Genomic DNA, 12,286 nt, shown 5'->3' with positions numbered 1-12,286 from the left:
CCGAGGATCACCGACACCACGGCGGACGGCGGCGCCTCGACGCCCGTGAGACGAGCCAGGTGCGCGGCCTGCTCGAGCACGGCAGCGGCACGGGCGGGTTCGGCGCGCAGCACCTTCAGCGCACCCCGGGCGGCACCGACGGCGGCCGGGGCGAGTCCGGTGTCGAAGATGAAGGTGCGGGCGGTGTCCACGAGATGTTCCCGCACACGCCCGTCGGCGAGGACGGCTCCGCCCTGGGAGGCAAGGGATTTCGACAGCGTCGCGGTGACGACCACATCGGGCTCGCCGGCGAGGCCCACTTCGTGGACGAGTCCGCGGCCCCCCGCGCCGCGGACTCCCACTCCGTGGGCCTCGTCGACGAGGAGCAACGCGCCGTGCGCTCGGCAGACGCGATGCAGTTCCCGCAGCGGCGCGAGGTCGCCGTCGGTGCTGAACACCGAGTCGGTCAGGACGAGCGCGCGGGCCTCGGTGCGGGTCGCGAGGGCGTGCGCGACCGCATCGACGTCGTTGTGCGGGGTGACGACGATCCTCGAGCGGGACAGCCGGCACGCATCGACGAGCGAGGCGTGACCGCCGGCGTCGGAGACGATCAGTGCGTCCCTGCCGCCGAGGGCGGCGACGGCACCGAGGTTCGCGGCGTATCCGCTCGAGAACACCAGGCCGCTGTCGGCCCCGACGAAGTCGGCGAGTTCGCGTTCGAGGAGTTCGTGTTCGGCGGTGGTGCCGGTGACCAGCCGCGATCCGGTGGCGCCGGCTCCCCATCGCCGCAGGGCAGCGGTCGCTCCCGCGAGGACCTCGGGATGGCGGGTCAGGCCGAGATAGTCGTTGGAGGCGAGGTCGACGACGGTCGAGCCGGGGGTTCGGACGACGGGGTCGCGGTGCAGGCCCGCTGCGCGTCGCGCCGCTGCGGTGTCGTCGAGCCACGCCAGGGCGGGATGTGCGGTCATGAGCGGTGACCATACTTGAACACCGTTCAAGTCGCCACGTCGGTCGGCTCGGGTCGTAGGCTCGGACGGTCCGGCAGACCCCGACGAAAGGCATGTGACGTGGTCGTCCACATCGAGTCCCGGGACGGAACGACGATCGGATTCCGCAAGCTCGGGCAGGGTCCGGGTCTCGTCGTCGTGCACGGCAGCATCGCGACCGGGGACGAATGGTCGCGCGTGGCATCCGCCCTGGCGGACCGCTTCACCGTCCATCTCGTGGACCGGCGCGGGCGCGGCCTCAGCGGCGACGCCGACGCGTACTCGATCGACACCGAGATCGCCGACATCGCCGCGGTTCTCGACGCCGCCGGACCGGACGCCTCGCTCATCGGGCACTCCTACGGCGCATTGTGCGCCCTCGCGGCCGTCGCCTCGGGAGTAGACGTGCCCGGACTCGTCCTCTACGAACCGCCGGTGCCGGTCGCCGGGCCGCTCGCCGGAGCCGCCCTCGAACCGTATGCGGCAGCGGTGGACGCCGGGGACCTCGACCGCGCGCTCACCATCGCCATGATCGACATCCTCCGCGTCCCCGCCGCGGGGGTCGATCGGCTACGCGGAACCCCGATCTGGTCCCGGATGGCCGAACTGGCACCCACCTGGGTGCGCGAACTGCGCGTCATCGACGGTCACGGGCCGGACGTGTCGACGTACGCCTCGGTCACGACCCCGACCCTGTTCCTGCAGGGCTCGCGGACCGCGCAACACCACGTCGTGGCCACCGAGGCCCTCCGGGCCGTCATGCCCGACACCCGGCTGGTCGAGTTCGCGGGGCACGAGCACTTCGCGCACGTCACCACCCCGACGGCGGTGGCCGACGCGACCGCGGAGTTCCTCACCGCCGTCCGCTGACCCCTTCGGTCACCGGGCATTCGCGCCGACGGCGGCGATCATCCCCGAGGTGATCGCCGCGAGATCGTCGGCCGAGCAGATGTAGGGCGGCATCGCGTAGACGAGATTGCGGAACGGCCGCAGCCACACCCCGGCCGCCACGGCGGCGTCGGTCGTCGCGCGCATGTCCACCGGATCGGTGAGTTCGATCACGCCGATGCCTCCGAGGACGCGGACGTCCGCGACCCCCGGCAACTCGCGTGCCGGCGCGAGTCCCTCCGTCAGTCCCGCGTTCACCGCCGCCACCTCGGCCCGCCAGTCGCGGGAGAGCAGCAGTTCGACCGCCGCGACGGCGACGGCGCACGCGAGCGGGTTGCCCATGAAGGTCGGGCCGTGCATCACACCGCCGCCCTCCCCCGCGCTGATCGCTTCGGCGACGGCCCGCGTGCACAATGTCGCCGCGAGGGTCATGTATCCGCCGGTGAGTGCCTTGCCCACGCACATCACGTCCGGGCTCACCTGCGCGTGGTCGGCGGCGAAGAGTTCGCCTGTGCGCCCGAAACCGGTCGCGATCTCGTCGAAGATCAGTACCAGTCCGTGCTCGTCGCACATCCTGCGCAGCTCGCGCAGATACCGCGGGTCGTGGAAGCGCATGCCGCCGGCGCCCTGGACGACCGGCTCGACCACGATCGCGGCGAGCTCGTCGACGTGCTCGAGCAGGATCGCCTCGAATTGCGCGACGTAGTCGGGATCGAAACGGGCCGGTGGGGCGGGGGCGAAGACCTGCCGCGCGAGCATGTCGGTCCACAGTGCGTGCATGCCGCCCTCCGGATCGCACACGCTCATCGGGGCGAAGGTGTCGCCGTGGTAGCCCCCGCGCCAGGTGAGCAGGCGACGCCGTCCCGGTCTGCCGACGGCACGCTGGTACTGCACCGCCATCTTCACGGCCACCTCCACCGATACCGAGCCCGAGTCGGCGAGGAAGACGGTGTCGAGACCGGCGGGGGTGATGTCGACGAGCAGTTCCGCGAGCCGCGCGGCGGGCTCGTGGGTGAGGCCGCCGAACATCACGTGGCTCATCCGGTCGAGCTGATCGCGGACGGCCGCGTCGAGGACGGGATGCCCGTATCCGTGCACCGCGGCCCACCACGAACTCATGCCGTCGACCAGCTCACGACCGTCGGCGAGGACGATCCGGGTACCGTGGGCACGGTCGACCACCAACGATTCGGTGGTCGCCGGAAACGCGCCGTAGGGGTGCCAGAGGTGCCGAGCGTCGAGGGTGCGGATCCGCTCGACCGGGAGAGGAGAGTTGCCCACGCCCAGACTGTAGGCGGTTGGAGGTCGCCGCCCGCAGCCGCGTAGTCTGCCCGAGTTGCCGTGAACGACGCTCACGGCAATCGGCCGGTGCGTTCGTCGCCCGGTCGGCAGCACAGCCGAACACGTAAGACACCGGGGGTATCCGTCACATGTCCGTCCACACCTCGGGACCGGAACTCGAGAGTGGCGCGCGGACAGCAGGCAGGCGCCCCGCGCGTCGTGCCGACATCGACGGATTGCGCGGTCTCGCGATCGCGCTCGTGGTGATCTTCCACGTCTGGTTCGGTCGCGTCTCCGGTGGTGTCGACGTCTTCCTGGCGCTCTCCGGCTTCTTCTTCGTGGGCACGCTCCTGAGGACCGCCGACTCCTCGGCCCCGCTCGATCCGCGTCCCGTCCTGCGGCGGATCGGCCGGCGTCTGCTGCCTCCGCTCGTCGTCGTTCTCACCGCTGTCGCTGCCGCCACGGTGGTGCTGCGGCCGTTCACGCAGTGGCTCGAGGTGGCCGACCAGACCGGGGCGTCGCTGCTGTTCTTCCAGAACTGGTATCTCGCCCGCACGGCGAGCGACTATCTGGCCGCGGATCCGATGGTCAGCCCGCTCCAGCACCTGTGGTCGATCGCCGTGCAGGGCCAGTTCTACATCGCGGCGCTCGTGGTGGTGTTCGGCTTCGCGTGGCTGTTGCGGCGGATGTCGGTGCCGGTCCGCCTGCCCCTGACGGTGCTGCTGGCCGCCCTCACCGCGGCGTCGCTGGCGTACGCGGTGCTCGCCGACCGGCCGCAGTCGTGGCTGTACTACGACAGCGCCGCCCGTGCCTGGGAGCTGACTCTCGGCGGACTGCTGATGTGCCTGTCGCCGTGGCTGCGGGTTCCGCGCGCGCTGCGGATCGTGCTCGGTGCGCTCGGACTCGCGGTGCTGCTCGCGTGCGGCTTCGTCCTCGACGGCAACTCCCTCTTCCCCGGGCCGTGGGCGCTCGTCCCCGTCGGTGCGGCCATGGCGCTCGTCGTCGCGGGCATCCGCTCCGGCTCCGGCCCTGGCTCGGACTCCGGCGCAGAGCACGACACGCCGTCGGCGCGACTGCTGGCGTCCGCGCCCATGGTGCGCCTCGGGGCGATCGCCTACGCCTTGTACCTGTGGCACTGGCCGATCCTCATCGGTTACCTGATCGTGCTCGGACACCCGTCGGTCGGCCTGGTGGGCGGGCTCGTCGTGATCGCCCTGTCGCTGCTGCTCGCCGAGGCGTCGACCCGGTGGTTCGAGGACCCCATCCGCCGCGTCGAACCCCCTCGGCCGTCCCGCACCGCGCTCGTGGGTCTCGTGACGGTCCTGGCCGTCACCCTCGTCGGGGCCGCGAACCTCTGGCACACCCACGTCGACCGTTCGACGGAGGCCCTCGAGGGCGTCGCCGCCCTGCCGACGGAGCTGTACCCCGGCGCTGCGGTGTTCGATCCCGCCGTCTCCACCGAGCCGCAACCGGTGCAACCGCCGCTGCTCGTCGCCCATCGCGACCTGCCTCCCGCGACGCTCGACAACTGCATCGCCCAGCACACCAATCGCGCACCGTTGACCTGTACCTACGGCGACCCGCTCGCGACCCGCCGCATGGTGATCGTCGGGGGGTCGCACTCGGAGCACTGGCTCGCCGCGCTCGACGCGCTCGGCATCGAACACGGTTTCCGCCTCGACACCTATCTCAAGGTCGGGTGCCCGCTCTCCGATCCCCTCGCCCCGCTCGTCGAGGAGTCCCCGACGGTCGAGTGCGACACGTGGTCGACCGCCGTGCTCGCGGAACTGCGCGCAGATCCGCCCGACTACGTGTTCACCACGTCGACGCGCACCAAGGACCAGGGCGAGGGACCGGGCGACTTCGTTCCGTTCTGGTACGTCGATCTGTGGGAGACGCTCGCCGACTACGGCATCCCGGTGGTGGCGATCCGCGACAACCCGTGGCTGTTCCGCGGCGATCTCGCCTATCGGGCCGCCGACTGCCTTGCGGGGGGCGGCACCGCGGAGACGTGCGGGGTGCCGCGCGAGGAGGCCCTGGACCCGATCGACCCGGCCGTCGCCGCCTCCGCGCACCTGCCCACCGTGTCGCTGCTCGACCTGTCCGACAAGTTCTGCCGGCAGGATCTGTGCCGGGCGGTGGAGGGAAACATCCTCATCTATCGTGACGAGAACCACCTCACCACGACCTACGTCCGGACGCTGACGCCCGAGCTCGGCCGACAACTCGGTCCCGCCACCGGTTGGTGGTGACGCGCTCACCCGGTGCCGGGACCGCCGGAAGACTACTGTTGGCGGGCATGGAGACCACCGAAGCGAGCGCCAGCGACGAGATGCCCGAGACCCTGGAAGTGTGGCCGGGATCCCCCTATCCCCTCGGCGCGACCTACGACGGGGCGGGCACGAACTTTGCACTGTTCTCCGAGATCGCCGAGAAGGTCGAGCTGTGCCTGATCTCCCGTGACGGGAGCGAGACCCGCATCCCGCTCGAGGAGGTGGACGGTTACGTCTGGCACGCCTACCTTCCGACGGTCTCCCCCGGCCAGCGTTACGGCTACCGCGTGCACGGTCCGTTCGATCCGGAGAACGGTCACCGGTGCGATCCGAGCAAGCTGCTCCTCGACCCCTACGGGAAGGCGTTCGACGGGTCGTTCGACGGCGACCCGTCGCTGTTCTCGTACCCGCTGCCCGGTGCCGAGCCCGAGGCCGACAGCGCCTCGGACGAGAGCATGGACGAGAGCACGGACGACACCGAGGACCCGGGCACCGAGGACACCGACACCGGCGACGCCGCGTCCACCGACGACGCCGAGCCCGAGGCGATCGCGACGGGGCAGACCTCCGACGCCGCCGCGGAGCTGCCCGGCCTGGATTCGCTGGGCCACACCATGACGACCGTGGTGATCAACCCGTTCTTCGACTGGGCGACGGATCGTCATCCCCGTCGCCCCTACAACGAGACGGTCATCTACGAGGCCCACGTCAAGGGCATGACGGCCACGCATCCGGACGTCCCCGAACACATGCGGGGCACCTACGCCGGTCTCGCGCACCCGGCGATCATCGACCATCTCCTCGATCTCGGCGTCACCGCGATCGAACTGATGCCCGTGCACCAGTTCATGCACGACCAGGTGCTGCTCGACCAGGGGCTGCGGAACTACTGGGGATACAACACCTTCGGGTTCTTCGCGCCGCACGCCGAGTACTCGTCGTCGACCAAGCCGAGCGCCGTGGTCGCCGAGTTCAAGGCGATGGTGCGGGCCTTCCACGAGGCAGGCATCGAGGTGATCCTCGACGTGGTCTACAACCACACCGCCGAAGGGAACCATCTCGGTCCCACCATCTGCTTCCGCGGCATCGACAACGCCGCCTACTACCGCCTCGTCGACGACGACAAGGCCTACTACATGGACTACACGGGAACGGGCAACAGCCTCAACGCCCGTCACCCGCACACCCTGCAGCTGATCATGGACTCGCTGCGCTACTGGGTGACCGAGATGCACGTCGACGGCTTCCGGTTCGATCTCGCGTCGACCCTGGCGCGCGAGCTGCACGACGTCGACCGGCTGTCGGCCTTCTTCGATCTCGTCCAGCAGGATCCGGTGGTCTCGCAGGTCAAGCTCATCGCCGAGCCGTGGGATATCGGTGAGGGCGGTTACCAGGTGGGCAACTTCCCCGGTCAGTGGACGGAGTGGAACGGCAAGTACCGCGACACGGTCCGCGACTACTGGCGCGGCGAACCGGCCACCCTCGGCGAGTTCGCGTCGCGCCTGACCGGCTCGTCGGATCTGTACGAGGACACCGGCCGCCGTCCCGGCGCGTCGGTCAACTTCGTCACCGCCCACGACGGGTTCACCCTCGCGGATCTGGTGTCGTACAACGAGAAGCACAACGATGCCAACGGCGAGGACAATCGCGACGGCGAGTCGCACAACCGGTCGTGGAACTGCGGCGTGGAAGGCCCCACGGACGATCCCGAGGTCCTCGCGCTGCGCGGGCGCCAGCAGCGCAACATGCTCGCGACGCTGATCCTGTCGCAGGGCACGCCGATGCTCGCCCACGGCGACGAGTTCGGTCGCACCCAGCAGGGCAACAACAACGTGTACTGCCAGGACAACGAACTGTCGTGGGTGGACTGGTCGCTCGCCGAGTCCAACGCCGACCTGGTCGCGTTCACCCGCAACGTGATCGCGCTGCGCACCGACCACCCTGTCTTCCGGCGTCGCAGGTTCTTCGAGGGCCGGCCCATCCGCAGCGGCGATCAGTCCCGCGACATCGCGTGGCGCACACCGGCCGGCGACGAGATGATGCCCGAGGACTGGGACAGCGGTTTCGGCAAGTCGCTCGCGGTCTTCCTCAACGGCGAGGGCATCCCCGAACCCGATCAGCGGGGGCAGCGCGTCGTCGACGACTCGTTCCTGATGTGCTTCAACGCCCATCACGAACCGATCGAGTTCGTCACCCCCGACGGCCCGCACGCCGAGGAATGGACGGTCGCGCTCGACACCGACGTTCCCGACGGTCTGCGCGAGGAGACGGTCGTCGCCGGTAAGCCGGTCCGGGTGCAGGCACGCTCGGTTCTGGTGCTCCGGAAGACCCGGTGACCACCGGCGGTACGGAGTCGGCAGGTGTGAGCGGCGCCGGCGCGGGGAATACTGCGCCGGTGTTGTCCACCTACCGACTCCAGATGCGCGGCGACGAGTGCACCTTTGCCGACGCCGTCGCCCTGCTCGACTACCTCGACGCCCTGGGTGTCTCGCACGTCTACCTCTCCCCCGTCCTCAGCGCGACGATCGGGTCCACCCACGGATACGACGTGGTCGATCCCGGCACGGTCTCCGAGTCGCTCGGGGGACGCGAGGGTCTGGAACGGTTGTCGCGGGAGGCACGCGCACGGGGCATGGGGCTGGTCGTCGACATCGTCCCCAACCATGTCGGGGTGGCCGACCCACGTCAGAACGCGTGGTGGTGGGACGTCCTGAAGCACGGCTCCGGGTCGCGCTACGCGTCGTTCTTCGATCTCGACCTCGCCGGCGACAACGGTGTGGACGGTCGGATCGCTCTGCCGGTGCTCGGATCGGACGACGCGGTGCAGGAGCTGACCGTCGACCGCTCCGGCGACGAGCCGATGCTCGCCTACTACGACAAGCGATTCCCGATCGCTCCCGGGACCGACGAGGGCACCGGTGAGGAGGTCCACGCGCGGCAGGCCTACCGGCTCGTGGCGTGGAACTCGGGGTTGATCGGATACCGCCGCTTCTTCACCGTCGACGATCTCGCCGCGGTGCGGGTGGAGGATCCCGCGGTGTTCGACGCGACGCACGAGCAGGTCGCGTCGTGGATCGCCGACGATCTGGTCGACGGGATCCGCGTCGACCATCCGGACGGTCTCGCCGATCCGGCCGGTTATCTCGCGCGCCTGCGCGAGGTGATCGGCCCCGAGCGGTGGCTCGTGATCGAGAAGATCCTCGGCGATGCCGAACCGCTGGATGCGACGCTGCCGGTGGACGGCACCACCGGTTACGACGCACTCGGCGAACTGTCGACGGTGTTCGTCGATCCGGCCGGCGAGACGGAGCTGAACGCCCTGTCGCGCAGGTTCACCGGCGCCGAAGGCGACGCGCCGTGGCTGCACGCCCGCGAACACGACCTCAAACGATCGGTGCTCGGCAGCGGGCTCGCGCCGGAGGTGCGCCGCCTCGTGCGGGCGATCCGACGCGAGACCGGCGACACCGGGTGCGACGACGCGGCGCTGCGCGAGGCCGTGATGGCCGTCGCCGCACAGCTTCCCGTCTACCGCGCCGACTACACGCCGCTCGCGACCCTGGTGCCGCGCATCGTCGGCGACCTCGCGCGGACGCAACCCGCGCTCGATCCCGCGCTCGCGGTGTTCGCCCGGGCGATGGCCCTCGGTGGTGAGGCCGCGTCCCGCTTCGGCCAGGTGTGCGGTGCCGCGACGGCCAAGGCGGTCGAGGACTGCCTGTTCTATCGGGCGGCGCGGCTGATCTCGCTGCAGGAGGTGGGCGGGCAACCCGGCCGTTTCTCGGCCACCCCGGCCGAGTTCCACCTCGCGTGGACCCAGCGGGCACGGCACTGGCCGCGGGCGATGACCACCCTGTCGACCCACGACACCAAACGCAGCGAGGACGTCCGGGCGCGGATCGGTGTGCTCTCGCAGGTCGCCGACGTGTGGTCCCGTCGGCTCGGGTCGTGGAACGAGTCGGCGCCCGCACCGGATCCGGCGATCGGACTGTTCCTGTGGCAGACCCTGTTCGGAGTCTGGCCGCTCGACGGAGTGGTGACCGACGAACTGCGCGAACGGGTACATGCCTACGCGCAGAAGGCGCTGCGCGAGAACGGAACCCGCACCACGTGGACCGAGGTCGACGAGAAATTCGAGACCGCGGTGGACAGCTGGTTGGACGCGGTGATCGACGGGCCGGTCGCGGGTGAGCTCACCGCTTTCGTGACCGAGGTCGAACCGCACGTCGCGGCAGTCTCGTGCGGCCAGAAACTGTTGCAACTACTGGGTCCGGGCGTTCCCGACGTCTATCAGGGCACCGAACTGTGGGACGACTCGCTCGTCGATCCGGACAACCGGCGACCGGTGGATTTCGACGCCCGACGGCGGCTGCTCGACGCCCCCGATTCGGCGCCGGCGAAGTTCACGATCGTGCGCACCGCGCTCCGGTTGCGCCGTGAACGACCGGCGAGCTTCGTCGGCGGGGCGTACGTTCCGGTCCTCGCCACCGGCCCGGCCGCCGAGCACCTGCTCGCATTCGGCCGCGGTCCGGCGCCGGACGACCTCGACGTACTCGCAGTAGCCTCCCGCCGCACCGTGGCGCTGTCGCGTTCGGGGTGGAAGGACACGACCGTCGACCTGCCGGACGGCGACTGGTCGGATGCCCTGACCGGACGCTCCTTCACCGGTCGGGTGCGGGTCGCCGATCTGCTCGACTCCCAGCCGGTCGCAGCACTCGTCCGCGCGCGTTAGTCCTCGAGCGCGTCGAGCGCTTCGTCCGCGTCGAGCCGGCGCTGGGTGCGTCGCCGACTCCAGGCGAGAACCAGTCCTGCGAGGACGATGACGACCGCCGCGCCGGCGACACGCCCTGCCCAGGTCGCGGCGTCGTTCTCGAAAGGATGGTTCTCGAAAGGATGGTTCTCGAAAGGATGGTTCTCGTAGCGCAGGCGGATGAAGATGCCGGCGACGCCGACGAGATAGAGCGCGGCGGCGGCGGCATTGCGGGGTCGCCACAGTTTCGCGGTGGCGTACAGGTCGACGTCGCGTTGCCGCGCGTACAACTGGGTCACGATCGACACGACGAACCAGGCCACGAGGATGCCCAGTGCCGTCCACGCCCCGGGGCGGTCGGCGAGCCACGGGAGCAGCGCCGCCGCCACCAGCGCGATCCACAGGGACAACTGGAATCCCACCGCCGATGCTTCGTTCCAGACGTCTCGCTGACGTTCGTCGCGGTAGAATTCGTCGTCCAGATCGCCGATGAAGCGCGCGGTTTTCACGAAGACCGTCATGAGGGCTCCTTGGTGGTGAGCGGGAACAGTTCCTCGACCGTGCTGTCGAGTCTGAGGGCGAGACGCAGGGCGAGGTACACGCTGGGCGCGTAGTCACCCTTCTCCGTCGAGACGATGCTCTGTCTGCTGACGCCGACCGCGTCGCCGAGCGCGGCCTGGGTGAGTCCCGCTTTCTTGCGGAATTCGCGGACCCGGTTGCTCCTCGGTGTGTCGGTCACACCAAAAGTAAACTCTGCTTGTCATTTCATGTCAAGCATTCTTGTCATTTTCGATCGTCGAACCACCCCGGCACACCCGTCGAGCCGGACATGCGATCACCCCTCGGTGTAGTCGATCACGAAATAGAGAATTACATTCTCGCGGTCGAAGGTTCCGACACCGCTCCGGCCTTCGGCGAATCATGCAACAATGCCGGGATTTCCGAGCAGGATCCGATCCCGACGAGGGGTGGATTCGGGATCGTCACCTACGGAATCCACCCGATACGCAGCAGTCCTTGATTTATGTTCTCGAATACGGAAATCTAGTTCTCATCGCGAGCGCCGTCGCCGGCAGGACTTTGCGCAGTCAGGGAGAGGATTCGATGAAGACCGAAGACATGGTGATGATCAGCATCGACGACCACGTCGTCGAACCCGCGGACATCTTCGAGAAGCACTTCCCCAAGAGCCTGATGGACCAGGCTCCCAAACTCACCGCCCATCCCCGCAACCCCAACGTGCAGGCCTGGCAGTTCCAGGGCACCGTCGTCGGCAGTTCCGGCCTCAACGCGGTCGTCTCCTGGCCCAAGCACGAATGGGGCATGGACCCCACCGGTTACGCCGAGATGCGACCGGGCGTCTACGACATGGACCTGCGCGTGCGCGATATGGACGCCAACGGCACCCTCGCCGCGACCCTGTTCGCCACCTTCCCCGGCTTCGCCGGCACCCACCTGGCGAGCCTGCCCGACAAGAAGCTCTCCCTCGCCGCCCTGAAGGCGTTCAACGACTGGGTCGTCGGCGAGGTCCCGGACGCCCACCCGGGGCGGTTCATCCCCATCGGCATCGTCCCGTTCTACGACGCCGAGGAATCGGTGAAGGAGATCGAGCGCATCGCCGCCATGGGATGCCGGTCGATCAGCATCCCGGAGACGCCCTACGGCGTCGGCGAGGGCTATCCCGACTTCAAGTCCGGGCACTGGGACCCGATCTTCAAGGCATGCGTCGAGCACAACATCGTGCTGTCCCTGCACATCGGCGGCGGCATCAACCTCGTCAAGCGCCCGGCCGGTTTCAACATCGACGACATGATGATCCTCACGCCGCTCATCTCCACCATTGCGGCCACCGACATCATGCTCAGCGGTGCCTTCCAGAAGTTCCCCGATCTGAAGGTCGCGATGAGCGAGGGCGGGGTCGGCTGGGTCGCCCCGTGGCTCGACCGCATCGACCGGCACATCGTCAACCAGTCCTGGACCGGCACCAGCTTTCTGCCGGCCGGGATGAGCCCGACGGACGTGTGGCGCAAGAACTTCCTCGCCTGCTACATCACCGAACCGAGCGGACTGAACAACCGTCACCGGCTCGGCGTCGACACCATCGCGTGGGAATGCGACTACCCGCACTCCGACTC

Annotated in this window: 9 protein-coding genes; 5 read left to right on the top strand and 4 right to left on the bottom strand. The window is 69.2% G+C overall.

The features are described from left to right. The coding region (locus ACLBYD_RS11615; RefSeq protein WP_447816549.1) for an 8-amino-7-oxononanoate synthase at positions 1-947 on the bottom strand (947 nt) is incomplete at its 3' end. 99 nt (positions 948-1,046) lie between these two features. Between ACLBYD_RS11615 and ACLBYD_RS11610 the strand changes: the two genes are divergently transcribed. Then, a complete protein-coding gene (locus tag ACLBYD_RS11610) occupies positions 1,047-1,835 on the top strand; it encodes an alpha/beta fold hydrolase (protein WP_447816548.1) in 789 nt (262 codons plus the stop codon). 9 nt (positions 1,836-1,844) lie between these two features. Here the strand turns inward: ACLBYD_RS11610 and ACLBYD_RS11605 are convergent, their stop codons facing one another. Further along, positions 1,845-3,134: an adenosylmethionine--8-amino-7-oxononanoate transaminase gene (locus ACLBYD_RS11605; protein WP_447816547.1), complete on the bottom strand. Its 1,290-nt coding sequence runs from the start codon at positions 3,132-3,134 to the stop codon at positions 1,845-1,847. A 149-nt stretch (positions 3,135-3,283) separates the two neighbouring features. Between ACLBYD_RS11605 and ACLBYD_RS11600 the strand changes: the two genes are divergently transcribed. From ACLBYD_RS11600 to treY, 3 genes are read left to right on the top strand one after another with little or no spacing between them, the layout of a single operon-like run. After that, complete coding sequence (locus ACLBYD_RS11600) at positions 3,284-5,386, top strand: acyltransferase family protein (protein ID WP_447816546.1); 2,103 nt, start codon at positions 3,284-3,286, stop codon at positions 5,384-5,386. A gap of 47 nt (positions 5,387-5,433) precedes the next feature. Next, positions 5,434-7,743, top strand: a complete 2,310-nt coding sequence (glgX, locus tag ACLBYD_RS11595) for a glycogen debranching protein GlgX (protein WP_447816545.1) — start codon at positions 5,434-5,436, stop codon at positions 7,741-7,743. Continuing rightward, positions 7,740-10,133, top strand: coding sequence for a malto-oligosyltrehalose synthase (gene treY / locus ACLBYD_RS11590; RefSeq protein ID WP_447816544.1), 2,394 nt, complete (start codon positions 7,740-7,742; stop codon positions 10,131-10,133). Before glgX ends, treY begins: the two co-directional genes overlap by 4 nt. On the opposite strand, the gene ACLBYD_RS11585 is transcribed toward treY, so the two are convergent. Both ACLBYD_RS11585 and ACLBYD_RS11580 read right to left on the bottom strand, forming a co-directional pair. Beyond that, positions 10,130-10,672 carry a DUF2029 domain-containing protein gene (locus tag ACLBYD_RS11585; protein WP_447816543.1) on the bottom strand — a complete coding sequence of 181 codons (543 nt, stop codon included), beginning with the start codon at positions 10,670-10,672 and terminating at the stop codon, positions 10,130-10,132. The two genes, treY and ACLBYD_RS11585, sit on opposite strands and share 4 nt — an antisense overlap. Next, on the bottom strand, positions 10,669-10,890 hold the full coding sequence (locus tag ACLBYD_RS11580; protein ID WP_120283190.1) for a helix-turn-helix transcriptional regulator: 222 nt from the start codon (positions 10,888-10,890) through the stop codon (positions 10,669-10,671). The genes ACLBYD_RS11585 and ACLBYD_RS11580 overlap by 4 nt, the downstream gene beginning before the upstream one ends. 365 nt (positions 10,891-11,255) lie before the next feature. On the opposite strand from ACLBYD_RS11580, the gene ACLBYD_RS11575 reads away from it, so the two are divergent. Further along, positions 11,256-12,286 (top strand): amidohydrolase family protein (locus tag ACLBYD_RS11575; protein WP_447816542.1); only part of this gene is annotated, 1,031 nt, incomplete at its 3' end.

The sequence above is a fragment of the Rhodococcus sp. C26F genome (genome assembly GCF_053345925.1).
The sequence above is the reverse complement of the archived record's forward strand: the minus strand, read 5'-3'. Positions and strand labels throughout refer to the sequence as shown.